Consider the following 25,618-nt stretch of genomic DNA (forward strand, 5'->3'; position numbering starts at 1 on the left):
ACCAGACGCTACCTGTCGATCACGCCATGACCGTCCTGTTGCCGCCCGTGCCGATCCCTGCCGACGACGCCTTGCGCGTGGACGCGGTGCGCCGGCTGGAGGCACTGAACACTGAAGCCGAGGCCGAATTCGACGACATCGCCTGGCTGGCCGCGCACGTCACCGGCGCGCCGATGGCGTTGGTGTCGTTGCTGGATGCCGACCGCCAGTGGTTCAAGGCGCGCTGCGGCACCGATCTGGAAGGCACGCCGCGTAGTGCTTCGTTTTGCTCCTACGCGATCATGGGCACCGAGTTGATGGAAGTGCCCGATGCCGAAGCCGACCCGCGCTTCGTCAACAACCCGTTGGTGATTGCCGCCCCCGGCGTGCGCTCGTACGCAGGGGTGCCGTTGATCGGGCGCGAAGGCTACGCCTACGGCACTTTGTGCACGCTCAGCACCAAGCCGCGCGTGCTCGACGAGAACCAGAAGCAGGCCTTGATCCGCCTTGCGCGGCAGGCATCCAACCAGTTGGAAGCGCGTCGCGACCGCTTGGAAGCGCAGGCGCAGCGGCAGACCTTGAGCATGTTGCTGGAAGCCATGCCCGACGGCGTGGTGGCCTGCGGCACCGACGGATTGCTGCGCGAGTTCAATCACGCCGCCCGGCAATGGCATGGCACCGACCCGCGCCTGTTGCCACCGGCGCAATGGGCGCTGCATTTCGATCTATACACCGCCGACGGCAACAGCCTGCTGCCCACTGACGCCATCCCGCTGCTGCGTGCGTGGCGCGGCGAGCATGTACGCAATGCCGAGCTGGTGATCCGCGCCACCGGCCAGCCGCCGCGCAGCGTGCTGTGTAACGCAGACCCGGTGGTCAGCGAGAAGGGCACGGCATTGGGCGCGGTGTGCGTGATGCACGACATCACCCAGCTCAAGGATGCCTCGGCTGCACTGGCCGGCGAACGCGCGCGGCTGCAGGCACTGGTGGACGCGTCGCAAGACGTGGCCATCATGGCGTTCGACCCGCAGTGCCGTCTGGAACTGTTCAATCCCGGTGCCGAGCGCTTGCTCGGTTACCGCGCCGGCGAGGTGCTGGGCACGTGCCCGGCACGGTTCCATCTGCCGGCCGAACTCGAGCGGCATATGGCGACGCTGGCGTTGTCGCCACCGTCGTACCTGGAATTGGCCGCCGCCGCCGCTGGCGATGTGCTGGCCGAGGAACTGTGGACATTGGTACGCAAGGACGGCGACCTACGTCGCGTGCGCCTGTGTTTCAACGTCATCCATGACGCGCAGCAAGGCCTGGCCGGGTATCTGGCAATGGCCATCGACGTCACCGCCGAATTGCAGGCGCAAGCCGCCGCGCAGTTGGCCGCCGAGCGCTTCACCGGTGCATTCGAAACCGCGCCACAAGGCATGGCAATCGTCTCGCTGGAAGGGCAATGGCGCGACGTCAATCCGGCGTTGTGCGGCATCCTGGGCTATTCGCGCGAGCAGCTGTTGCGCACGAACTTCCAGCAGATCACCCATCCCGATGATGTGGAAATGGATCTGCAACTGGTGCAGGACCTGATCGACGGCAAACGCGACAGTTACAGCCTGGGCAAGCGCTACATCAGCCAGCAGGGCGCGGTGATCTGGGCGCAGCTGTCGCTGTCGCTGGTGCGCGACAGCAGCGGTGCGCCAGTGCATTTCGTCTCGCAGATCCAGGATGTGACCGAGCGCCACGTAGCGGCCGAACGGCTGGCCGAAAGCGAAGCGCGCCTGCGCGCGATCAGCGACGCCACGCCCACCTTGGTGGCCCAGTTCGATGCCGGGCAGCGCTACCTGTTCGCCAATCAAGCGCATCGCGCCTGGCTCGGTATGGAACCTGCCAGTCTGGTCGGTCGCCATATCACCCAGGTGTTGGGCGAAAACCTCAGCACCGCCGCGCGCGCTGCATTGGCACAGGCGGTGGCCGGGCAACGCGCCAGCTTCGAACATGTCTTGCGTGGCGGCACCAGCCTGCGCGATGTAGAAGTGACCCTGGTGCCGGAAACGCATGGCGCTGCGACGCCAAAAACGCAGGGCTTCTTCCTGATGGCGCACGATGTCACTGCGCACAAGACACTGCACCGTTTGATGCACGAACGCGCCACCCGCGATGCATTAACCGGCCTGCCGAATCGGCATGCCTGGTCCGAAGCGTTGCAGGTGGCGGTTGCGCAGGCGCAACAGCACCAGCTAGCAGTGGCGGTGATGTTCCTGGATCTGGACGGCTTCAAACGCATCAACGACACCTACAGCCACCGCGCCGGCGATGCGGTATTGGTGGCGTTCGGCAATTGCCTGCAACGCGCGGTTGGCGAGCGCTATCTGGTGGCACGCCTGGCCGGCGACGAATTCGTGGTGTTGCTCGATGCGCTGCAGGATCCGCAGGCCGAATGCGCCGCGGTGGCCGACCGTATCCGCACGCTGGCGGCGGAAGGCGCCCTATTTGGCGACCAGCATCTACCGATCCAGCCCAGCATCGGTGTGGCCTGGCAACACGGCGCACAGGCCGAGGCGGCCAGCCTGATGCATGCCGCTGATGAGGCGATGTATGCAGCCAAGCGCGCGCGGCGGCCAGCTGGGCAGACATCGCGGCAGTAAGCGCTGTGTGTTGCTGGCGCAAGCCAATGCGTTGCTGCTGCTGACGCGTGCGCATGCCTGGCGCGAATCGCTGACTTCCAACTCTCGGCTCTCAACGCCCAGCAGCGTTCGCGTTGTTACAACTCAACGATGCCCGCGTTCTTGCCAAGGAAAGAGTGATAGCGCTGGCTGACGCCGACTCCGGCATCTTGCGCGATGCGGTTGGTGCACAGGCGCGCTGTCCCGTGGTTTTCCAGTGCACCCGCCATTGCTTCTAGCAGGACAGCAATGCTGTCTTTGGACCGCCAGTGCCGCGCAACCTTGCATGGACGCACGAATGCAAGGCAGATGGTTCTTTCGTCACAAGCCAGGGTCATCAGTCACGGCGACCGCCGTGCATCCTACCGAGATCGCCTGCCGCGCAGGGGCCAGAGCCCGCGTGCGCGGCAGGCAATTGCGCTTACGCGCGCAGCCTTTCGTCATGCGCTGTTTGTGCAGCGGTCGCTGTCTTCGCAGTGGCGAGTGCGTGCGCTGCGCTGCGTGCCTGCGGCCGCGCGGTGTCCGATACCAACCGGAACACTGCCACGGCGCGGGTCAGGTCCGCTGCTTGGTCTTCCATGCTGCGCGCCGCCGCGGTGGCTTCTTCCACCAGTGCGGCGTTTTGCTGGGTCATTTCGTCCAGCTGCATCACCGTGGTCCGTGGTGCTGACCTGTTCGATGCCGGCACTTTGTTCGGTGCTGGCGGCGGTGATCTCGGCCATGATGTCGGTCACGCGTTTCACCGAGCTGACCACGTCGGTCATGGTGCTGCCGGCCTGTTGCACCAACTCCGAGCCTTGCGCCACTTTCTCAACCGAATCGGAAATCAGCTGTTTGATCTCCTTGGCGGCACCGGCCGAGCGCTGCGCCAGGGCGCGCACTTCGGTGGCGACCACGGCAAAACCACGTCCTTGTTCGCCGGCGCGTGCCGCTTCCACGGCTGCATTCAAGGCCAGGATATTGGTCTGGAAGGCGATGCCGTCGATGACCCCGATGATGTCGGAAATGCGCGCCGACGATTGCGTGATCGCCTGCATGGTGCTGACCACTTCCTGCACCACGCGGCCGCCGCTTTCGGCCACTTCGCCGGTGCCCTTGACCAGTTGGTTGGCCTGGCGTGCGTTGTCGGCGTTCTGGCGTACGGTGGAGGTGAGTTCTTCCATCGAAGCGGCGGTTTCTTCCAGATTCGCCGCCTGGTGTTCGGTGCGCGTGGACAGATCGGCATTGCCGCTGGCAATCTCACCTGCCGCGGTGTTGATCATCTCGGCCGATTGCTGGATGCCCTGCACGATGCTGGTCAATTGAATCGCCGTGCGGTTAGCCGCATCGGCCAACCGGCCAAACGCGCCTTCGTAATGCGACTCGACGCGCTGCGACAGATCGCCGTCCGCGATCGCGGCCATGATGCGGCCCACATCGTCCAGCCCCGCATCGGCCTGCTGCATCAGGCCGTTCAAGGCCTGCACCATTTCCGCAAACGCGAATTGATAGCGCGATTGATCGCCACGTGCAGAGAAATCGCCGTGCGCGGCGGCATCGGCCAGACGTGCGATATCGCTGTTGATCGCCGACAGATTCTCTTTGACCGTATCCAGCGCCTGATGCAAGGCTGCGCGCTGGCCGGGCAGGCGGCGCATGTCGCGGCGTAGATCGCCACGGCCGTAGTCGCTCATCACGTCCATGGCTTCATTGATGGCGTCCAGGTGTTCGAACACCACCGTGTTGACGCCGTGCGCCAGCGTGCCGTAATCGCCGGGGAAATCTTCCGGAATGCGATGCGCGATGTTTTCGCCCTGCTGCAGGCCGATCATGGTCTGCATTTCGCCATTGAAGCGCTGCAGCTGGTTCTGCATCTGCTGCATGCTGTGCATCAGCTGACCGGTTTCATCGCGCGATTCCACGCGGATGTCGTTGTCGAAGCGGCCCGAAGCGATTGCCTCTGCAGTGCGCGAGGCGGCGCGTAGCGGTGCCGCCATGGCCGAGGCGATCAACCAGCACAGCCCGATCACCAGTGCCACCAGGGCACCGCCAATCAAGGTCAAGGTGCGCGTGAATCCCCATGCCTGCACTTGAATGTCTTCGGCATACACGCCCATCACCAGCACCCAGTTCCAGGCCGGGAATTTCTCGGCGTAGCTGATTTTCGGTAACTGCTCCTTCTTGCCCGGCTTGGGCGCGTCGTAATAGCTGAAGCCATCGCCGCTGTCGATGGCGGTCTTGATGTCGCGATACACGTATTGCCCGGCATCGCTCTTGTAGTCGGTCATGTCGCTGCCGACCGGGCGCTTGGGATGCATCAGGATGCGCATCTGCGGGTCGACGATGAAAAAGTAATCCACGCCATCGTTGGTGCGCATGTCGGCCAACGTGGTGCGTGCGGCTTCCTTGGCTTGCTCAAGGCTCAGTTCGCCGGCTTTGACCTTGTCGGCGTAGTGCTGCATCACGGTCAGGCCCATCTCGACCTCGGTCTTGACGCTGAGCTTGCGCGCTTCAACCAGATCCAGATATTGCAACCGTGCGGCGGCCACCGCCAGCAGAATCACACCCACGGTCAATAGCGTGCACAACAGGACGAATTTACGGGTGAGCGGGAGATTGGCAACGTAACGACGCAACATGGAAACGACGGGCATGACAACGACATCCAAAACGCGCACAAGCGCCATGGGTTGGATAGCGGCTGATGTACGCTGGTGTTGAACGTTATCTGCGGCCGCGCCTGCTTATTTAAGGCATTTATTGCATAACGACGCGATGGCGATGTAAGTACGCAGCGCCATTGGGTGCGATGCGCATGATCGAACACAACGCATCTCACGCAATGGCGCGCTTGTCCTATCTACTCTGTCCTGTGACTGCTGCGGTGTCCCGAAGACATCTGCTGTGTTCGGCCTGCTTGCAAGACGGTGCAGCGATCAGCCGCCCTGCAGGACAGCTCAGATCGTGCAACGCAGACTGCGAAAGTCTGCGCTGCACTAGCCGGCGCGCTGCATGCTTTTACTGCATGTTGATCAACCTGCCGCGCAGAAGCCGAACTCGGCCGTTGCACCGGCAGCCAGGGTGCGATTGAAGTCCACACCGCTGGCCTGCAGTGCGCTGCCGCTCTGCGACCAGGTTACATTCCAGGCGTTGTTGACGGTGCCGGTGACCGTCAGCGAGATCGACCACGTGCCGCTGGCGGTACCGGTATTGGTGACCTGCACGCGATTGCAGTAGCCGCCGTTCCACTTGCTGTCGGGGATCACCTTGGTGCTGAAGCCAGCGCTCGGCGTTGGCGTTGGCGTGGGGGTCGGGGTTGGCGTCGGAGTTGGCGTCGGTTTGGTGTTGCTTGCCGTGCCCCATAGCGTCCGCAACAAGGTCATCTTGTCTTCGCGCACCGTGGTCCAGTCGTCGCGCAGGATGCCGCCGGTATCGCCGCTATTGGGGTTCCACGCCCAATAGAACCCTCCGTTGATGCCCTTGCTACGCAGGTACTTCACCAGCGCGTCCTGCCAGACTTTGTCGCGCGCATCGCCTTCACCGTACTTGCCGCCGAATTCGCCCAGCACCAGCGCGTGATTGCTGGCAAACTGGCCGAAATGGCGGGTCCAGATCAAGGGCATGTTGTTGGGGAAGTTGCTGTCGTTGAAGTACGACTGCACGAACACGTCCGGGCCGTACACATGCGGTGCCAGCAACAGGCGGTTGGCCGGAATGTTCAATGGTGTGCAGGCCAGCGGCTGCAGGCTGCCACCCCAGAAGATGCCGCCATTGGTCGAACACACCGGGTTGTCGGTGATGCCTTCCACCGCAATGATCCACTTCGGCGCCACCGCAAGCACAGCGGCAGAACCGCGCTCGGCGGCCTTGTTCCAGTCGGTGGCGGCGTTGCCCGTGGCCCAGGTCGCCGCGCCGTGCGGCTCGTTCTTCAGATCCACGCCGAGCATGCTCGGCACGTTCTTGTAGCGGTTGGCGACAAAGCGCAGATCGTTCAGCCATTGCGCTTCGGAATACGAATCGGTGTACCACAGCTCTGAAATGGAACCGCAATCGGGACTGTGGTTATCCAGCAATACATACATGCCGCGTGCGTTGAATTCGTTGATCACTTTGTCGAGAATCTGTAACGAGCTCAGGCCCTGCAAGTCGGCATTGCGGCTGTAGTCGATGCTGGTGGGCATGGTGTCGCTACGCAGCGTGGCCGGGCAGAACGGCAGGCGCACCGCGTTGAAGCCCAGGCCCTGCATCTGGTCGATCATATCTTTCCAGTTGCGTACCCACAGGCCATGAATGACATGGTTGCTGGTCTCGAAGCCGAACACGTTCACGCCCTTGAGCTGAACCACCTTGCCCTTGTCGTTGACGATCTTGTTTTTGCTGACCGAATAGCTGAAAGCCGGAGCGGCGGTTAGCGCTAACATCGTTGCAAATGCGAGCGTACTTGCAGCCTTGAAGATGGACATGATGTCTCCTGGTTAAGCGAGCTCGACAGTCGAGCTCGCTGAGGGGGCATCTTGGTCTTCGGCTGTGCCGCGTGGCGTGACCGTTGCCACAGAAAAGCGCAGTGGCATACCAGTCACATCCAAGCTGCGGGCGAGCTCGCTTTCCCGCACACTAGGGTTGCTGCGTGCTGTTCGCAGGTTGTCCTTTCTGTTGCCGGAGTGTCCCCCATGTCCTTGTTGCGTGCCGAACTGGCGCAATGGCGCGCCTCCCCCGCGCGCGAACTACTGGCCGGTGCGGTGGCCACGTTTGCCCTGATTCCCGAAGTGATTGCATTCGCGTTCGTGGCCGGGGTCGATCCGCAGGTGGGCCTGTTCGCATCCTTCGTGATTGGCATCGTGATTGCGTTCTGTGGCGGACGCCCTGCGATGATTTCTGCTGCAGCCGGCTCGGTGGCACTGGTGGCTGCACCGCTGGTGGCTGCGCACGGGCTACCGTATCTGCTGGCCGCCGGCTTGCTGGCCGGCGCAGTGCAGATTCTGTTCGGGCTGCTGCGGCTGGGCGTGCTAATGCGCTTTGTCAGTAGCTCGGTGCGCACCGGTTTCGTCAATGCGCTGGCAGTGTTGATCTTCGCCGCGCAGTTGCCGCATCTGTTAGGTGCCAATCTGACCACCTGGGTCATGCTGGGCGTAGGGATGGCCATCATCTACGGCCTGCCGCGTCTGCGCGTGCCCGGAGTGTCGGCAATTCCTTCGCCACTGTTGTGCATTCTGCTGCTCAGCGTTGCCAGCACCGCGCTGCATCTGCCGCTCAAGACCGTGGCCGATCTGGGCAAGCTGCCCAACGCGCTGCCGTTCCTGCAATGGCCGGCGGTGCCGTTGACGCTGGAAACGCTGCGCATCATTGCGCTGCCGGCGCTGGCCATTGCGATGGTGGGCTTGCTCGAATCGATGATGACCGCGCGCGTGGTCGATGAACTCACCGACACGCCCAGCAACAAGAACCGCGAATGCACCGGGCTAGGCATCGCCAACGCTGCCGCCAGTCTGTTCGGCGGCATTGCCGGCTGCGGCATGATCGGGCAGACCGTGGGCAACGTGAAATACGGCGGCCGTGGTCGTCTCTCTACGTTGTTTGCCGGCGTGTTCCTGCTGATCCTGATGGTGATGCTCAAGCCGTGGGTGTCGCAGGTGCCGGTGGTGGCGCTGGTGGCGATCATGGTGATGGTGTCGGCGGAGACCTTCGACTGGCGCTCGCTGCGCACGGTGGTGACCAACCCGCGTACGTCCAGCGTGGTGATGCTGGCGACCGTGGCGGTGACGTTATTCACCCACAATCTGGCGGCAGGTGTGGCGGTAGGCGTGCTGCTGAGCGGGGTATTCTTCACCTTCAAGGTGGCCGGGCTGCTGCAGATCACGCACGCCGACAGTGCCGATGGCGTGCGCACCTACAGCGTGCGCGGGCAGGTGTTCTTCGCCTCGGCCGATGTCTTCATCGACGCCTTCGATGCACGCGAGGTGCCTGGCGGCGCAGTGGTGCTCGACGTCAGCCGCGCACACTTCTGGGACATCACCGCAGTGGCAGCACTGGACAAGGTGGTGCAGCGCTTGCGCCATCACGAGTTGGACGTGCAAGTGACAGGCTTGAATGCCGGCAGCCGGCGCCTGATGCAGCGGCATGCCTTGGGTGAGGACGCGCTTGAGTCTGCGTTGCCCTGAGCCGGGGTCACGCGGCCGGGATGCGCCCCGCATGCCTGGCGCGCACCCAGTGCCTGGCTGTCCCTGCCCTGAGCGCAGCTGCGCGCGAACGCAAGTTCGGGTAGGCCACGCCAATGATTCGGCATCCTGATTGCCGGTTGCTGCCGTGAAGCCAGTGCGTTCCAACCCGAGATGTGCGCCTGCGTGCCGTGCCCGGCGCTGCGGGCGCGTGTCTGTTCAAAGGGTCGCGCGGCCATGACCAATGCACCGCTTCTGAAACGGATGGTGGACCTGGCCGCCATCCGCGATGCCGATCTGCTCGACCTGAGTCTGGTGCGCACCTGCGCGAGGTCTGCGCCGCCGAAGAACTCTCGCTGCGACGCATCGCCCCGGACGGCCGCAGCATGGCCGAAACGCGTCTGCACGACGACGGCCGGCTGTCGCTGACGGTGGCCGAGATCCACGATGCACGCACGCGCACCCAGCTGGCCGAGGTCCATGGGCCGGGCGATGTGGTGCAGCTGCAGGAAGATGGCCGCCCCTTGCTGGTCTACCCAATGATGAAAGTGCGCGGCATCCGCACCTGCCTGCGGGTGGCCGGCGCGCGCATTGCCGGCATTGCCAAGCAAGCGATGCTGCAGCGCTTTGCGCGCTTCTTCCAGAATTACCGCAGCCTGCGCGACGACGCCCAGCGCGAGACACTGACTGGTCTGCGCAACCACAAGACCTTCGACGATGTGATCCTGCGGCTGTTTGCAGGCGGTGCCGAATCCGCAGCGGAACAGGGCGTGGCTGGGGATCGTCTGCTGTTCCGCTTCGGCGACGAAGAGTTCGTGATTGTGTTGCGCGGCGTGGACTGCGATACCGCTGTGAGCCTGTTCGAGCGATTCCGGCTGGCCGTGGCCGAGTTACCTGTTCCCGCAGGTGGGGCAGGTCACGCGCAGTACCGGCATCGTCGAACTGACCCACGGTCAGCTGATCAGCGAAATGCTGGACGAAGCCGACGGCGCTGTACTGGGCCAAGCAACACGGCCGCAATCGCGCGGCGGTGTATGCCGAGCTGATCGCCGGCGGGCAGTGCGGCAGGTTGCGCACCCGGTGGGCAGCGTCGATCTGTCCTGAGCCGCAGCGGCGCGTTGGAGCAGGCCACCGGCCCACTCGCCGCAGACAACCGCACCGACCTTCATCCGCGCACAGCGCAATCGCACTGCATGCATTGGCGCGGGCGCGGATATGGTCCTGCACGCGATGCTGGCTACACTCCAGGGCTATCCAAGATCTGGGGTGTGCAATGAAGCGAGTTGCCGTAGGACTTCTGGCGATGGCGGTCTCGACCGCGCTGATGGCGGCCACGCCGAGTTTCGATGGCGCGCGCATCTCGCGTGACGTCAAGGAACTTGCCTCCGATGCCTATGAAGGCCGCGGCCCTGCCACTGCCGGCGAAGAAAAGACCATTGCTTACCTGAGCAAGCAGTTCGCCGAGGCCGGCCTGCAGCCGGGCGGCGATCTGGCCAACGGCAAGCGCGCCTGGACCCAGGCGGTGCCGCTGCGGCGCGCCGATATCGTCGGCACGCCTACCATTGCGGTGCAGAACGCCGGCAAGCAGCAAGCGCTGACCCAGGGCAAGCAAATCGCCATCCGCGCCGCGCTGGATGGCTCATCCCACGTGGAGATCGCCAACGCGCCGCTGGTGTTCGTCGGCTACGGCGTCAAGGCGCCGGAGCGCAACTGGGACGACTTCAAGGGTGTAGATCTGAAGGGCAAGATCGCCGTGGTGCTGATCAACGACCCGGATTTTGAAACCGGCAAGGGGGATTTCGACGGCGTCGGCATGACCTACTACGGCCGCTGGACCTACAAGTACGAAGAAGGCGCGCGCCAGGGCGCCCTCGGCGTGCTGGTCATGCACGAAACCGCGCCGGCCTCGTATGGCTGGGACACGGTGGCCAGCTCCAACACCAACACCATGTTCGACGTGGTGCGCGACAACCCGCGTAGCGCGCATCCCACGCTGGAAGGCTGGATCCAGCGCGATCTGGCCACCGAGCTGTTCAAGCATGCCGGGTTGGATTTCGAGACCTTGAAGAAGCAAGCGCAGGCGCGCGGCTTCAAGCCGGTCGAACTCAAGAACCAGCGTTTGAGCGCCAGCTATCGGGTCAAGTCCGACGTGATCACGTCGCACAACGTCGTCGCGCGATTGGAAGGCAGCAAGCATCCCAACGAAACGCTGATCTACAGCGCGCACTGGGACCACATCGGCGTGGGCAAACCGGATGCACGTGGCGACACCATCTTCAACGGCGCATTGGACAACGCCAGCGGCACCGCTGCGTTGCTGGAGCTGGCGCGCAGTTTCGCCAAGGGGCCAAAGCCCGAGCGCTCGGTGGTGTTCCTGGCCGTCCCCGCCGAAGAGAAGGGCTTGCTGGGCTCGGAGTTCTACGCATCCAAGCCGCTGTATCCGCTGGACACCACGGTGGCAGTGATCAACATGGACGGCATGAATCCGTTCGTGCCTTCGCGCGATTTCGGCATCTACGGCACCGCAAAACTCGAACTGCTCGATCAACTGAAGAGCGTCGCTGCGCAATCCAAATTGCGCTACACGCCCGATCCCAAACCGCAGGCTGGCTATTTCTTCCGCTCCGATCATTTCTCCTTCGCCAAGCGCGGCGTGCCGGCGCTGTCGTATGCAGCCGGCCAGGACTGGGAAGTGGGTGGCGTGGCGGCAGGCAAGGCCGCAGCCGACGACTACACCGCCAAGCGCTATCACCAGCAAGGCGACGAATGGAAGCCGGATTGGACCTTCGCCGGCGCTGCACGCGACTTGGGTGTGTTGTATGCGCTAGGCCAGCAGCTTGCCGACTCGCGTCAGTGGCCGAACTGGAGCCAAGACTCGGAGTTCCGCGCCACCCGCGACGCCAGCGAGGCGGCACGCAAGTAACAGCGGATGACAATGCTATTGCGCGGCGATCAGGCGGGCGCTGCGGTTATTGGTGCGGCACGTATCAGGTGTACATGCCGCTTTGAGTGTGCGTTGCCTGCCGCCTATTGAGTGCTTGCGATGTTCTACTCAGTCCCTAAAGATCGCCGATCTCTGCGTTCTTGTGATGGATTGAACGCTGTGCCTAAGTTAGTTGCAGTTGCAGTCTGTAGATCGCGGAGCTGCTGATCTGCGGCTCGGTTGCAGGGCCCTTGCCCGTCCACCATCGCAGGACATGCTGCAAGTACGTCCCTGTAAGCTCCTTGGCGGCATCCATGCCGCCCAGGGTCCCGCGACGGTGGGCGGGCAAGGACCAGTCACGCTGGTCGGTGTGCATAGCTTTCAATAACGCAGCACGGAAACCGCCTGGTGCGGTGTCCTCGCCGCTTGCGGGACTGTTGGCGGTATGGATGCCGTCATCGAGCCCCATGGACGGGTTTACGGCGTGTCCCGCGAGCGCTGAGGGCACCGCACACTCGACCAACCAAGCTTTTCACTCAAGCCACGCAACGCCTGGAACGCCAGATCGTCTTAACCGATTAGAGCGATCAGTAGCTGGCGACGTCACGTTCTGCTTCTTCAGCAAAGCAGTCAGCAAATTGTTTGGGGCGGCGAGGACCGCCATGTGACCAGCCAGGCTTTGCCCGAAGTCATCGCTTGCATCCAAGAAATGCAACGCCAACACCCCGTCACTGCAACCGATTCCACGTCATGGCACACCAATTGCAACGCTTCTGCATGACAGCCAGGCATGCTGCCCCGTGACAGCATGTGCGTTAGGCTGCAATCTGTTGGGGTTGCGTTCGGTCGCTGCGGCGTAGTCTGCCGCGCGGTCCTCGTCGGGAGGGGCGAAGACTGCAAGCGGCCTTCGTTGCTTTAACGGTCGATTCTTTAGGATGCGCTGCGGCATGAGGTTGCAGCCAGGAGAACTTGTGCATCGGAGTGGTTTCAGAGCGTCTTGGTCGCACAGCGTCGGGCTCGCCCGCGTCACCGCGTGCCAGGCAACATCGCACTGCATGGCGGGTATGGACCCCCCGTTTCAGCCCGCACTGTCGCTCTCGCGCGACGGGCAGCCCTGATGGATGGCACCGTGACTCTTTCCCCGACACCCACTGCAATGCCCCCCGTTTCTGCCCTCGATGCCGGTAAGCCCACGCTGCCGCCGGAAGCGCCGTTGGCAATGCCCGAACAGAATCTGCGCGAAGGCAGCCTGCAAGTGCGCCACCAGCGCACCTCGCCAGCCGGCATCGGCGTGCGCCGCTTTTATCTGATCGGCGGCACCTTCGCCACCACTGCCGTTGCCGTGTGGGTGATGCTCAGCGTGCTGTGGCCCGACGGCATCAGCGTGCTGGAAGGCTGCCTGCTTGGGTTGTTTATCCTGCTGTTCGCCTGGATCGCCATGTCGTTCGCTAGCGCCGTGGCCGGCTTCGTCACCGTGGTGGCGCGTGCCGGGCGCAAGCTCGGTATCGACCCGGAAGAACCGCTGCCCACGCTGCGCTCGCGCACTGCGTTGTTGATGCCCACCTACAACGAAGACCCGCGCCGGTTGCTGGCCGGTCTGCAGGCCATCTACGAATCGGTGGCCGAAACCGGCCAGCTGGAGCACTTCGATTTCTTCGTGCTCAGCGATACCACCCGCGAGCACATCGGCCGCGCCGAAGAACTGGTGTATGGCGAACTGTGTGACCGCGTCGATGGTCACGGTCGCATCTTTTACCGCCGCCGCGCCGACAACGCCGCGCGCAAGGCCGGCAACGTGGCCGACTGGGTGCGTCGCTTCGGTGGCAGCTACTCGCAGATGCTGATTCTGGACGCCGACAGCGTCATGACCGGCGACACCATCGTGCGGCTGGTCGCCGGCATGGAAAATAACCCGGACGTCGGCCTCATCCAGACCCTGCCGGCGGTGGTCAACGGGCAGACCCTGTTTGCCCGCATGCAGCAGTTTGGCGGCCGCGTGTATGGGCCGATCATCGCCTTCGGCGTGGCCTGGTGGCACGGCGCCGAGAGCAATTACTGGGGCCACAACGCCATCATCCGCACCCAGGCGTTTGCCGATCATGCCGGCCTGCCGTCGCTGCGCGGGCGCAAGCCGTTCGGCGGGCACGTGCTCAGCCACGACTTCGTGGAAGCGGCGCTGATGCGGCGTGGCGGTTGGGCCATGCACATGGTGCCGTACCTGCAGGGCAGCTACGAAGAAGGCCCGCCCACGCTCACCGACCTGCTGATCCGCGACCGCCGCTGGTGCCAGGGCAACCTGCAGCACGCCAAGGTGGTCAGCGCCAAGGGCCTGCACTGGATCAGCCGCATGCACATGCTGATCGGCATCGGGCATTACTTCACCGCACCGATGTGGGGCCTGCTGATGCTGATCGGTATCGGCATTCCGCTGGCCGGCGGCGGTATTGATCTGGCCGGCGACCTGCCGTTCTCGCCCGCCCGTTATTGGCATGGCAGCAGCCAGGGCAATGCGATCTGGATCTTCATCTGCACCATGTTCGTGTTGCTGGCCCCCAAGCTGCTCGGCTACATCGCGCTACTGCTCAACCCGCGCGAGCTGCGTGCCTGCGGCGGTGCCTTCCGCGCGGCGGTGAGCATCCTGCTGGAAACCGTGCTGGCGGCCTTGATGGCGCCGGTGGTGATGTACCTGCAGTCGCGCGGTGTATTCGAAGTGCTGGCCGGTAAGGATTCCGGCTGGGATGCGCAGGTGCGCGATGACGGCAAGCTGTCATGGCCGGCGCTGTTGCGCAGCTACGGCGGCCTGACCGTGTTCGGCCTGTTCATGGGTGCGGTGGCCTACGCGGTCTCGCCGGCGCTGGCCGCGTGGATGGGGCCGGTAATCGTGGGCATGGCATTGTCGATCCCGGTGGTGGCGCTGACCTCGCTGCGCCGCAGCGGCATGGCGCTGCGCCGTGCCGGCATTTTCTGCATCCCCGAAGAACTGGACCCGCCCAAGGTGCTGGTGCGCGCGTCCGAGCTGCGCCGCGCCGCTGCGCTAGAACCGTCGCTGATCTGAGTGCGCACCGGCGCCGGTCCTTCGGGTCCAGCGCCGGTGACGTTGCACGATGGCTACCGTTGCCTTTGCGTGCACGTAGCGCCGTCTGCGCTCGGTGATCTGGCCCGCCCGTCGCACAAGGCATAATGCCCAGCCCGCAAGCGGAGCTGGATAATGCTGGAAGTGATCGAACGCGAGACCGGACCGAACCCGCAATGGAGCGTGCTGTGGCTGCACGGCCTGGGCGCCGATGGCAGCGACTTCGCCCCGATGGTGCCGGAGCTGGTGCGCCCGGATTGGCCGGCGCTGCGCTTCGTCTTCCCGCATGCGCCGATCCGCCCGATCACCATCAACAACGGCGTGCGCATGCGCGGCTGGTACGACATTGTCGGCATGGATTTCGCCCAGCGCGCCGACAAGGCCGGTATTGCCGAATCGGTGGCGCAGGTCGAAGCCTTGATCGCCCATGAGCAGTCGCGCGGCATCGCGCCCGAACGCATCTTGTTGGCCGGCTTCTCGCAAGGCGGCGCCGTGACCCTGGCGGTGGGCTTGCAGCGTAGCGTGCCGTTGGCCGGCTTGATCGCGCTGTCGACCTATCTGCCGGATCCCGCTGCCGCCGCCACCCAGCTGCAGCCAGCCGCAACCCGCCAACCGCTGTTCATGGCGCATGGCACGGCCGACCCGGTGGTGCCGTTCGCGGCTGGCCAGGCCAGCATGCAGACCTTGCGCACGCTCGGCTTCGCGCTGGATTGGCACACCTACCCGATGGGCCACCAGGTCTGTCTGGAAGAGATCGAGGCCTTGCGCGACTGGATGCAGGCGCGCTTCACCGCCGCCTGAGCCCATGGCCCAGCGCGCGCCGCAGATTGCCTGGATGCCGGACCTGTGCCGGCTGCCACGGCTGGGCGCGATGCTGGGCCTGGCCGAACTGGTGGTACTGGTGGTGACCCTGGTGCCCGATGCCGGCGCCGCACGCAGCATCACCTTGTCGCGGTTCGTCTCCGCCAGCGGTCTGGCGCTATGGCTGGCGCTGGCGGTCAGTGTGTTGCTGTGCGTGTTGCGGCCAAGCCTGTCGCGATTGCCGCCACGGCTGGGCGGGCTGGCCGCGTTGCTGATTGCCGCGGTGGTGGCGATGCTCGGCGCCGGCATCGTGCACAGCCTGTATGCAGTGCTTGGGCAGGCGCCGCTGGGGCCGCTGGTTGGCTTCTGGCGGTTCACCTTGGGCAGCGCTGCCACCGTAGTGCTGATCACCGCGCTGGCGCTGCGCTATTTCTATGTCAGCGACCGCTGGGAGGCGCAGGTGCAGGCCAATGCACGCGCCGAGGCCGACGCCTTGCAGGCGCGCATTCGCCCGCACTTCCTGTTCAATAGCATGAACCTCATCGCCAGCCTGCTGCGGCGCGACCCGGTGGTGGCCGAGCAGGCGGTGCTGGATCTGTCGGATCTATTCCGCGCCGCGCTCGGCGCCGGCGAGGGCGTTTCCACCTTGCGTGCCGAATGCGAACTGGCCGAACGCTATCTGGCAATCGAATCGCTGCGCCTGGGCGAGCGCCTGCAGGTGCGCTGGCACCGCCAGGAGCCGCTGCCCTGGGAGCTGCCGATGCCGCGCCTGGTGCTGCAGCCATTGGTTGAAAATGCCGTACTGCATGGCGTTTCGCGCATGCCCGAAGGCGGTACGCTGTACCTGTCGCTGCGTCAGCGCGGCAACCAGTTGCAGATCCGTATCGTCAACCCGGCGCCGCAACCAGGTACCCAGTTGCCGCTGCTGGCTGGCGCCGGGCATGCGCAGGCCAGCATCTCGCACCGGCTTGCGTTCCAGTTCGGTGCCGGGGCACGGATGGCGGCCAGCTGGGCTGAAGGCTACTATGCCTGTGAGATCACATTGCCGCTGCCGTGAGGGGAGAGTCACGGTAGCGAGGGGGAGTCCATGACGGCCACGCAAGTGCGGGTGCTGATCGCCGATGACGAGCCACTGGCGCGCGAGCGCCTGCGCATGCTGCTGGGCGAGCATCCGCAGGTAGAGGTGATTGGCGAGGCGGAAAACGGCCAGCAAGTGCTGCAGCAGTGCGAACACCTGCATCCGGATCTGGTGCTGCTGGACATCGCCATGCCCGGCGTCGACGGCCTGGAAACCGCGCGCTTGCTGCGGCAAAGCCAGCCGCCACCGGCGGTGGTGTTCTGCACCGCCTACGACCAGCATGCTTTGTCCGCGTTCGACGCAGCCGCGCTGGATTACCTGATGAAACCGGTGCGCCCGGAACGCCTGGCGTCTGCCCTGGAAAAAGTCGCCACCTTTCTGGCTGGCCGCGTGCCCGGCACTGCGCCCAGGCCGCTGCGCACCCATCTGTGTGCGCGCCTGCGCGGCAGCTTGCGGCTGATCGCCATCGGCGACATCCGCTACCTGCAGGCCGAAGAGAAGTACGTCATCGTCCACCACACCCGTGGCGAAGACTTGATCGAAGAGTCGCTGAAATCGCTGGAAGACGAATTCGCCGAGCGCCTGGTGCGTATCCATCGCAATTGCCTGGTGGCCCGCGACGAGCTGGTGGAACTGCGCCGCAGCGGCGATGGCCAAGTGCACGCGGTGCTGCGCAACGTGCCGCAAACCCTGGAAGTGAGCCGTCGCTGCGTGGCCAGCCTGCGCGATCAATTACGTCAACTGTGAGTTCGGCGCCGGCTCCGCGATAATGCCGGCATGACCACGCTCCGTATCGCCACCCGCAAAAGCCCGCTCGCCCTTTGGCAGAGCGAACACGTCGCCGCCGCGTTGCGTCAACACCACCCCGGACTGGAGGTGGTGTTGGTACCGATGAGCACCCGCGGCGACGAAGTGCTGGACCGCTCGCTCGCGGCGATCGGTGGCAAGGGCCTGTTCCTGAAGGAGCTGGAGCTGGCGATGTTGCGCGGCGACGCCGATTGCGCGGTGCATTCGCTCAAGGATGTGCCGATGGAACTGGACGACCCGTTCGTGCTGCCGGCGATCCTGGAGCGTGGCGACCCGGCCGATGCGTTGGTGTCCAACCTCTATGCCAGCCTGCAGGCGTTGCCGCTGGGCGCACGCGTGGGCACGTCTTCGCTGCGTCGCCAGGCGCAGTTGCGCGCCGCACGCCCGGATCTGGAATTGATCGACCTGCGCGGCAACGTCAACACGCGGCTGGCCAAGCTCGACAACGGCGGCTACGACGCCATCGTGCTGGCCTGCGCCGGTCTGCAGCGGCTTGGGCTGGATGCACGCATCAGCGCGCGGCTGGACGCACCGGAGTGGTTGCCGGCGCCCGCACAAGGCGCGGTGGCAGTGGAATGTCGTGGCGACGACGCGCGTATCCACAGCTTGCTGGCGGTGCTGGATGCCGGCCGCACGCGCGCCTGCGTGGAAGCCGAGCGGGCAATGAATCGCGCGCTGCACGGCAGCTGCCATGTGCCGGTGGCTGCCTTCGCGCGCTGGGAAGGCGAGGGCCTTTTCCTGCAGGGCATGGTCGGCAGCGCCAGCGACGGCCGCCTGATCCACGCCGATGCACACGGCAGCGCCGACGATACCGAGGCGCTTGGCCGTCGCGTTGCGCAAGGACTGTTCGACAAGGGCGCCGCGCAGCTGCTGGCCGAGTTGTAACGTCGGGCCTGGAACAGCGCGCCCGGCCGCAGAAATCGAGCGCGCGCAGGCACGTCCAACCGAGAAAACCGCCGCTGCGTCAACAGGATCGATCCCGGTCACGAGAGCCGTGCCGGGTGCTCGCAATGCCCGCTTTGCGTAGGAGCGGCCTTGGCCGCGACAGGCTGCACCGGGAAAGCCCGCGTGCCCCGGCGCGCTCCTACACGAGCAATCCTCGCGGCGGCGCGGGTATGTTTTTCGCGGCTAGGTCGGTGTGTGGCCGGTGCTCGGCGCTGTCGTGAGCATCTACGCAACCTTATCACCAGCGCGGCGGCGGTCAGCGCATCGGCTTGCCGCAGCTCAGGCGTGCCGCCCGATGCCCGCTCCTTGTAGGAGCGGCTCTGGCCGCGAGAAGCTTCATCGGGATGCTCGCGCGGCCCGGGGCGCTCCTACACGCACAATCCCTCGCGGCGGTACGGACAAGTTTTTCGCGGCAGGGGCGGGGCGCGCCCGGTGCTCGGCGCTGTCGTGGGAGCCGAGCCCCGGACGCGGCCGCCAGCGGGCGCTTACTTGAACGTGTAAACCAGATTGACCGTAGTCAGCGTATCGGTCTTCTTGTCGCCGTCGCTGACCTCGCTGTTGTGGCGCATCTGCCACGCAGCCTTCAGCGCGAAATGCGAGTTCATGCTGACCTGCACGCCGAAATCGTTCTGCGCATAGGTGTTGTATTCGCCCGATTCCACCAGCAGCGTGTTGATCACATCGGTGTTGTCGGTAACGGTGTACTTCAGGTCGAACAGGCCGCGACCAATCAACCCGGTTTCGTTGCGGTCTTCGTTGCTGTTGTGCGCGCGGCGCACACCCGGGCCCACCTGCGCGTCCAGGTAGAACCGGTCGGCGTCGATCAGGCGCGTGCCGTAGCCGATACCGAAGGTGGCCAGACGGTCGTAGGTGGCGAAGTCGTCGTGCTCGTAGCGGCCGGTGGCGGTGAGCTGGCGATGTTCGCCCAGCTGCAGTGCGCTACCGGCGCTGCCGGTGTAACGCTCTGCCGTGGTCTGGCGTTCGCGCATAGTGCTGCCATCTTCGTTGGTGTTGGTGTATTCCGAGCTCGAACGCAGTGCGGTGGCATCCAGGCTGTGGATCCAGTCGCCGTCGGTGTAGCGCAGGCGCACACGGCCGTTGAGGCTGTCGGTGGTGCTGTTTCCGTTGGCGGCAGCGTAGCCGAGCTCGCCGCTGCTGCCGCTCCAGGGCGAGGGCACCAGCGCTGCGGCCGGGTCTGCCGGCGCCGGTGCGACTGCCTGGGCCCAGACGGTGGGCGTGATCAACAACAGTGGCAACAAGGCAGGCAACGGGGCACGGCGGGACATGGGCAGCTCGCTTTGGAGGGCAGGGAGAGGGTGGAAGCGATTTCATGATAACGGACTGTGCGGTGCCGTTATTGCCAAGTGAACGGCCCCCTTCATTGAGGGTTCGGGCGTAGAAAGCGGTCTGGGCCGTCATGGCGTGACGGGTTGTGTGCAATAGCCGCGGCGAAAGGGTGTCTGCGTACGGCTGGTGGCATGGTCGGAGCGATCGGTGAGTTCGCGTCTAGGTGGCACTGGGAGGAGGCGGACAATGCGCTTGGCGTGGCCGGAGTGATCCGCAGATGCGCGCTTGCGATTGCCAAGCGGCAAACAACGATGGTCACATCATGAGGTACGCGGGCCTGGCGAATGGCGCGGATCCGAGCGCCCCTGTGCCGTCGCATGCAAGCGACAGCGGCGCTGCCCGCCGCCATTGGCCTGGACGACCCCCCGTTCGACGCCGGCCGCGACGAGACCAACGGTCTGGGTCTTGTCGACCCGACACCCGTCGCCTGTTGCAGGCACGGATCGAGGATGCGGTATCTCAACGCCGGCAAGCTGTGAATGTTGCGACCGACCCAACAGACCACGCACCTGGGTCGGACGTAATCTGGACGCGTGCTGCTATCTGCCTACCGTCAGTTGCCTATCGCCAGACGGCGATGCTCACCCCGCCGCGCAAAGACTCGGACATAATCGACGCATGGACCGCTATGAACGCATCAACTCCCTGCATCGCTTGCTCAAATCGGCACGCTACCCGGTCACGGTGGCGCGGCTGCAGGATGAGCTGAGCTGTTCCCGCGCAACCGTCTACCGCGATCTGGCGTTTCTGCGCGATGCGCTAATGGCGCCGGTGGAAGGCGACGGCGAATCGGGCTTTCGCTATCTAACCGGTGAAAGCGATCGCTTCGAATTACCCGGCCTGTGGTTGAGCTCGGAAGAGCTGCACGCGTTGCTGGCTTCGCAGCAACTGCTCGCGCGGACCGGCGGCGGAGTGCTGTCCTCGATGCTGGCACCGTTGCAGCAACGCATCGAAGGCTTGCTCGCTGCGCAAGCCGGTGTCTCGCAATGGCCGGTGGATCGGGTGCGGGTGATTCCGCACCGCGGCCGCAAGCTGGACGAAGCCAGCTTCCGCACCGTGGCCTCCGGCGTGCTGGAGCGTAAGCAGCTGAGCTTCGACTACCGCGCGCGCTCTACGGATGAATCGACCAAGCGCACGGTGTCGCCACAGCGCATTACCCATTACCGCGACAACTGGTATCTGGACGCCTGGGATCACGGCCGCGATGGTGTGCGCAGCTTTGCGGTAGACCGCATCAACCATGCGCGCCTGCTCGATGCCGCGCCGCGCGATGTGCCCGACAGCGAACTGGACGAGCAACTTGCCGCCACCTACGGCATTTTCTCCGGAGCACCCAAGGGCTGGGCGACCATCGTGTTCAGTTCCAAGGCGGCGCGCTGGGTGGCCGACGAACATTGGCATTCCAAACAGCAGGGGCGCTTTCTGCCCGATGGCCGTTACGAGCTCAAGTTGCCGTATAGCAACTCGCGCGAACTGCTGATGGACGTGCTGCACTACGGCTCGGATGCGGAGATCGTTGAACCCATGTCGTTGCGCGAGCAGGCCAAGGCGTTGTTGTCGCTGGCATTGAGCAATTACGACTGAGCATTGCCGGTGGTGAACCGCGACGCCGCGCGGCTGTCGCGGCGCACATGTGAACGGCTATCGACCACGCGCCACTGACCTGGTGCATGGTCAGGGCGACCAACGCGCTCAGCGCTTGTTCGGCACCTCAAATCCCAGGCGGTCCACCTGCTCGCGCAGCTGCGGCACGCGCTTGAGTTTGTCGGTGTAGATCGAATACTCGTCGCGCATCTTGTTGACCAGCATGCGGTACTGCTCGCGGCTCATGTCCGGCTTGCGCGAAAAGATCCAGGCCAGGTCGCGGCCCGGGTAGGAGATCAGCATCCAGGAGCCATCCGGGGCGATTTCCAGAATGCGCTGCTTGGCCGGGATCACCTTGTAGAACCACACCCGCCAATCGCGGTTGCCGCTGTCGGCATCCACCGACGCGCGCGCGCTGACTTCCTTTTCCGGTTCACCGAACCCGTCGCGGTACAGATAGCGCACTGCCACCTTGCCGTCTTCGACCAGGGTGTATTCGTCGCGGCTGGTGACGTGGCCGCGCTCCACCGGGTTGGGCATGCGCGCAATCACGTACCAGGTGCCCATGATCTTGGACAGATTGACTGCCGGCTCACTGGCGGATGTGTCCTTGGCGTGTGCCACGGGCAGGCCCAGGACGAGCAGAAAAGCGAGGGCGATCGTAACGGTCAGGCGCATCGCAACATCACAAGGAGGCAGTCGGAGCAGCACACTACCGCATGCAGGGGGCAAGTTCGCGTCAACGGTCGCGTCTGGCAACGGTGCCGGGGGGGCTTCAGCGGATTGGGGGCGGTCGGGGCTGGCTGACGGGTGTCGGTCAGGCATTGGCGCCGCGGCCGCAGGGTTGTGCAGCGCGGGGCGGTCTGTTGTCGCTGGCTGTCAGGGTTGCCGAGACGCCGACATCGTAGCTGTCTGCAACTGCGACCTTCCCGAGCCCGGGTGCCTCTGAGACAGCGTCCGAGCCGCGCGCCGCACAGGCTCGCGTCAAGGTCGCAGCCGGTGAGATGGGCAGCGGCAATCCTGCGGGCCTGTTGTGATCCTTCCTGCACGGAGTGCCGCCATGTCGCATCGTCCTTCTTCCCATTCCGAACGTCCCGACCCGCGCGTACTGCGCCCGGTGCGGCAGATCGCCCTGGCCGGGCTGGCCCTGGTGCTGGTGTGGCCGGCCGCGCGTGGCTATAGCGAATGGATCGGCTGGTTGCCGCTGTGGCTGGTCGGCATGCCGATGCTGGCGTGGTGGAGCCTGTACCGGTTTGCCTTGCCCACCCTGGCAGGGCGTGGAGTGCGCCGTGTTGCGCCCCGTCGGCGCGGGCCGCAGGCACAGCGCCGACGCAATGCTTCGCGTACGGCGACACAGGCGCGGGCAGCCTGACCTTCGGCAGGGTTGGCCGGCGGGGCGCTGTGCTACGTTCCGGCCATTCGTTTTTCCGGAAACATTCATGCCCAAGTTCGCCTCGATCTGCCTGGTTGCCGGCCTGATCACCGCTGGCGCCGTCTCTGCAGAGGAAACCGCCGTGTCCAACGATCCCTACGCCTGGCTGGAAGATGTCACCGGCGCCAAGCCGCTGGACTGGGTGAAGGCCCAGAACGCCAAGACCGAAGCGCGGCTGGCCAGCACGCCGGCGTTCAAGCAGATGGAAACCAGCATTCGCCAGGTGCTGGATTCGGACGCCAAGATTCCGGGCGTGCAGAAGATCGGCGCGTTCTATTACAACTTCTGGAAGGACAAGCAGCACGAGCGCGGCATGTGGCGGCGCACCACGCTGGACGAATACCGCAAGGCCTCGCCCAAGTGGGAAACAGTGCTGGACCTGGATGCGCTCAACAAGGCCGAAGGCGAGAACTGGGTGTGGCATGGCGCCGATTGCCTGCGTCCTGACTATCAGCGCTGCCTGATCGAGCTGTCGCGCGGCGGTGCCGATGCCGATGTCACCCGCGAGTTCGATCTGGGAAGCAAGCAGTGGGTCAAGGACGGCTTCTTCCGCCCTGAGTCGAAGGGCGGGCTGGGCTGGATCGACCAGGACACTGTCTACGTGTTCACCGATTTCGGCACCGGCAGCATGACCAGCTCCGGCTACCCGCGCATCGCCAAGCAGTGGAAGCGCGGCACGCCAATGACTGCCGCGAGCGTGGTGTACGAAGGCAAGCCGACCGACATGTACATCGCGGCGATGCATGAAGACACGCCCGGATTCGAGCGCGATTTCGTCAGCCGCACGCTGGCCTTCTACAACGACGAGCTGTATCTCAAGGGCGCCGACGGCAAGCTGGTCAAGGTGGACGTGCCCAATTCGGCCAGCAAGTCGGTCAAGCGCCAGTGGCTGACGCTGGAACTGCGCGACCCGTGGACCGTAGGCGGCAAGACCTACAAGGCCGGCGCACTGCTGGCCACTCGCTTCGACGACTTCATGGCTGGCAAGCGCAACTTCGATGTGTTGTTCGAGCCCACCGACACCACCTCGCTGGCTGGCGTGGCGTGGACCAAGTCGCATCTGGTGTTGAACGTGCTGGAAGACGTCAAGAATCGTTTGAGCGTGGTCACGCCATCGCAGGATGGTTGGAAAAAGAGCGCGTTTGTCGGTGCGCCGAGCTTCGGTACGGTCGATGTCAGCGCGGTGGATAGCGACGACAGCGATGCGCTGTGGCTCACCGTGACCGATTATCTGACCCCCACCACATTGTCGTGGGTGGACGTGGGCGCTGCACCGCAGCCGCTCAAGACCATGCCGGCCTTCTTCGATGCCGGCAAGGACACCATCGAGCAGCACTTCGCCACCAGTAAGGACGGCACCCGCGTGCCGTATTTCCTGGTGCGCCCGAAGGCTTTGAAGCTCGATGGCAGCGCGCCCACGTTGCTCTACGGCTACGGCGGTTTCGAAATTTCGATGACGCCCAATTACTCCGGCGGGCTGGGGCGCGCGTGGCTGGAAAAGGGCGGCGTCTACGTGGTGGCCAATATCCGCGGAGGTGGTGAATACGGCCCGCGCTGGCACCAGGCTGCACTCAAGCAGAACCGCCACAAGGCGTATGAAGACATGGCCGCGGTGGCCAAGGATCTGGTTGCGCGCAAGATCACCTCCACCAAGCATCTGGGCGTGCAGGGCGGCAGCAATGGTGGCCTGATGACCGGCAACATGCTCACCCAGTATCCGGAACTGTTCGGCGCGGTGGTGGTGCAGGTGCCGCTGCTGGACATGAAGCGCTACAGCCACCTGCTGGCCGGCGCCTCGTGGATGGCCGAATACGGCAACCCGGATACCGACGACTGGAAGTTCATCCAGGCCTTCTCGCCGTACCACCTGTTCGACCCGAAGAAGACCTACCCACCGGTGATCTTCCTGACCTCCACGCGCGACGATCGCGTGCATCCCGGCCACGCCCGCAAGATGGCGGCCAAGATGATCGAGGCCGGCAAGGACGTGACCTATTACGAGAACATCGAAGGCGGACACGGCGGCGCGGCCAATAATGCGCAGGCTGCGCATATGGCAGCGCTGGCCTACAGTTTCCTGTGGGAGCGGCTGGCCGATTGAGGTGCTGGCGACATGCGGCATGATGCGTCGCGTGACACGAGGCCGCTGGCAGTACGCAGCGGCCTCGTGTCGTTTAAGAGTGTTGTCGAGAGTCGACGTGACGGAGCGTGATCGATGTGGGTCTTGATGATGGCATTGGCGGTCAGCGGGTGCGCGGTGGAGAACGCGCGCTATACACTGCGCGACGATGCCGGCGTGCAAGCAGAATTTCATGCGGTGGCCAGCGGGCCGCAGTGGCGAGCGCAGCTGGCCTTGCGCGTGCACTCCTCGCACACCGGATTGGATGCGTGGTTTCTGCCCTGGAACGGCGGCAGTGATGGCAGTCAGCACCTCGCCTCCAGCACGGATGTCACCGCACAGGATGGCAACCGCCGGATCCCGATGGAGGACCGCGCCCGCTCGGCGATATCAGCTACATCGGCACCGACGCGGACTATCGCCTCCTGAGCGAGGCTCCCCGCCTGGGAACGCCAGCGCCCGCACATTTCCTGTCGCCGGATCTGCGCGAGGCGCTGTGGTATCGGGCAGGGCCAGGTCAGCGGCAACAGGTTGCCCGACAGTTTTTCGATCTGGTGGGTTGCGAGCAAAAATAGCGTCAGCGCCGGTCGATCAGAGCGCAATGGCGAGCAGGCGTATCGCTAGCTGCTTCCTTCTCCCGTCGGGGGATTGTCCTTCTTCACGGGGGAGAAGGTGACCGAAGGGCGGATGAGGGTGCGATCCCGTGCAGGAAGGTTACTTAGATTGCGTATTCGAGTAGGTGACT

At 64.7% G+C, this 25,618-nt stretch carries 17 protein-coding genes and 2 pseudogenes; 14 read left to right on the forward strand and 5 right to left on the reverse strand.

What is annotated here, in order from left to right; translation table 11 throughout:
* Positions 1-26 precede the first annotated feature (26 nt).
* Complete coding sequence (locus tag KWO_RS03195) at positions 27-2,612, forward strand: PAS domain S-box protein (RefSeq protein ID WP_010376077.1); 2,586 nt, start codon at positions 27-29, stop codon at positions 2,610-2,612.
* Positions 2,613-2,728: 116 nt separating this feature from the next.
* Here the strand turns inward: KWO_RS03195 and KWO_RS03200 are convergent, their stop codons facing one another.
* The 3 genes and pseudogenes from KWO_RS03200 to KWO_RS03210 form a co-directional block, all read right to left on the reverse strand.
* On the reverse strand, positions 2,729-2,968 hold the full coding sequence (locus KWO_RS03200) for a hypothetical protein (RefSeq protein WP_010368324.1): 240 nt from the start codon (positions 2,966-2,968) through the stop codon (positions 2,729-2,731).
* 83 nt (positions 2,969-3,051) lie between these two features.
* Positions 3,052-5,245, reverse strand: a pseudogene (locus KWO_RS03205) (methyl-accepting chemotaxis protein).
* 396 nt (positions 5,246-5,641) lie between these two features.
* Complete coding sequence (locus KWO_RS03210) at positions 5,642-7,072, reverse strand: cellulase family glycosylhydrolase (protein WP_010368322.1); 1,431 nt, start codon at positions 7,070-7,072, stop codon at positions 5,642-5,644.
* Positions 7,073-7,279: 207 nt separating this feature from the next.
* On the opposite strand from KWO_RS03210, the gene KWO_RS03215 reads away from it, so the two are divergent.
* The 8 genes and pseudogenes from KWO_RS03215 to hemC all read left to right on the forward strand — a co-directional run bounded on the left by KWO_RS03215 (position 7,280) and on the right by hemC (position 18,331).
* Positions 7,280-8,767, forward strand: coding sequence for a SulP family inorganic anion transporter (locus tag KWO_RS03215; protein WP_010376070.1), 1,488 nt, complete (start codon positions 7,280-7,282; stop codon positions 8,765-8,767).
* A gap of 234 nt (positions 8,768-9,001) precedes the next feature.
* Positions 9,002-9,868 (forward strand): annotated as a pseudogene (locus KWO_RS03220) (diguanylate cyclase).
* A 169-nt stretch (positions 9,869-10,037) separates the two neighbouring features.
* A complete protein-coding gene (locus KWO_RS03225) occupies positions 10,038-11,687 on the forward strand; it encodes a M28 family metallopeptidase (protein ID WP_010376065.1) in 1,650 nt (549 codons plus the stop codon).
* Positions 11,688-12,843: 1,156 nt separating this feature from the next.
* On the forward strand, positions 12,844-14,742 hold the full coding sequence (mdoH, locus tag KWO_RS03240) for a glucans biosynthesis glucosyltransferase MdoH (protein ID WP_026113141.1): 1,899 nt from the start codon (positions 12,844-12,846) through the stop codon (positions 14,740-14,742).
* Between the two features lie 150 nt (positions 14,743-14,892).
* Positions 14,893-15,561: an alpha/beta hydrolase gene (locus KWO_RS03245; protein ID WP_026113140.1), complete on the forward strand. Its 669-nt coding sequence runs from the start codon at positions 14,893-14,895 to the stop codon at positions 15,559-15,561.
* Positions 15,562-15,565: 4 nt separating this feature from the next.
* On the forward strand, positions 15,566-16,618 hold the full coding sequence (locus KWO_RS03250; protein ID WP_010376055.1) for a sensor histidine kinase: 1,053 nt from the start codon (positions 15,566-15,568) through the stop codon (positions 16,616-16,618).
* Between the two features lie 30 nt (positions 16,619-16,648).
* The gene (locus KWO_RS03255) at positions 16,649-17,386 is read left to right on the forward strand and encodes a LytR/AlgR family response regulator transcription factor (protein WP_010368309.1); all 738 of its coding nucleotides are present in this window, start codon (positions 16,649-16,651) and stop codon (positions 17,384-17,386) included.
* A gap of 30 nt (positions 17,387-17,416) precedes the next feature.
* Positions 17,417-18,331, forward strand: coding sequence for a hydroxymethylbilane synthase (gene hemC / locus KWO_RS03260; RefSeq protein ID WP_010376046.1), 915 nt, complete (start codon positions 17,417-17,419; stop codon positions 18,329-18,331).
* Positions 18,332-18,876: 545 nt separating this feature from the next.
* On the opposite strand, the gene KWO_RS03265 is transcribed toward hemC, so the two are convergent.
* Positions 18,877-19,677 carry a DUF481 domain-containing protein gene (locus tag KWO_RS03265; RefSeq protein ID WP_010376043.1) on the reverse strand — a complete coding sequence of 267 codons (801 nt, stop codon included), beginning with the start codon at positions 19,675-19,677 and terminating at the stop codon, positions 18,877-18,879.
* Between the two features lie 378 nt (positions 19,678-20,055).
* Here KWO_RS03265 and KWO_RS03270 point away from each other — a divergent pair, with 378 nt between their 5' ends.
* Both KWO_RS03270 and KWO_RS03275 read left to right on the forward strand, forming a co-directional pair.
* On the forward strand, positions 20,056-20,217 hold the full coding sequence (locus KWO_RS03270) for a hypothetical protein (RefSeq protein WP_017112918.1): 162 nt from the start codon (positions 20,056-20,058) through the stop codon (positions 20,215-20,217).
* A gap of 139 nt (positions 20,218-20,356) precedes the next feature.
* Positions 20,357-21,322: a helix-turn-helix transcriptional regulator gene (locus KWO_RS03275; RefSeq protein ID WP_010368305.1), complete on the forward strand. Its 966-nt coding sequence runs from the start codon at positions 20,357-20,359 to the stop codon at positions 21,320-21,322.
* Between the two features lie 108 nt (positions 21,323-21,430).
* On the opposite strand, the gene KWO_RS03280 is transcribed toward KWO_RS03275, so the two are convergent.
* On the reverse strand, positions 21,431-22,000 hold the full coding sequence (locus KWO_RS03280; protein WP_010376039.1) for a lipocalin family protein: 570 nt from the start codon (positions 21,998-22,000) through the stop codon (positions 21,431-21,433).
* A 382-nt stretch (positions 22,001-22,382) separates the two neighbouring features.
* On the opposite strand from KWO_RS03280, the gene KWO_RS03285 reads away from it, so the two are divergent.
* From KWO_RS03285 to KWO_RS03295, 3 genes are all read left to right on the forward strand, one after another.
* Positions 22,383-22,694, forward strand: coding sequence for a hypothetical protein (locus KWO_RS03285; RefSeq protein WP_010368301.1), 312 nt, complete (start codon positions 22,383-22,385; stop codon positions 22,692-22,694).
* A gap of 67 nt (positions 22,695-22,761) precedes the next feature.
* Positions 22,762-24,855: a prolyl oligopeptidase family serine peptidase gene (locus KWO_RS03290; protein ID WP_010376035.1), complete on the forward strand. Its 2,094-nt coding sequence runs from the start codon at positions 22,762-22,764 to the stop codon at positions 24,853-24,855.
* A 114-nt stretch (positions 24,856-24,969) separates the two neighbouring features.
* Positions 24,970-25,302 carry a hypothetical protein gene (locus tag KWO_RS03295; RefSeq protein ID WP_010368299.1) on the forward strand — a complete coding sequence of 111 codons (333 nt, stop codon included), beginning with the start codon at positions 24,970-24,972 and terminating at the stop codon, positions 25,300-25,302.
* Positions 25,303-25,618 lie beyond the last annotated feature (316 nt).

This window comes from Xanthomonas vasicola pv. musacearum NCPPB 4379, assembly GCF_000277895.2.
GTDB classification, from domain to species: Bacteria; Pseudomonadota; Gammaproteobacteria; order Xanthomonadales; family Xanthomonadaceae; genus Xanthomonas; species Xanthomonas vasicola.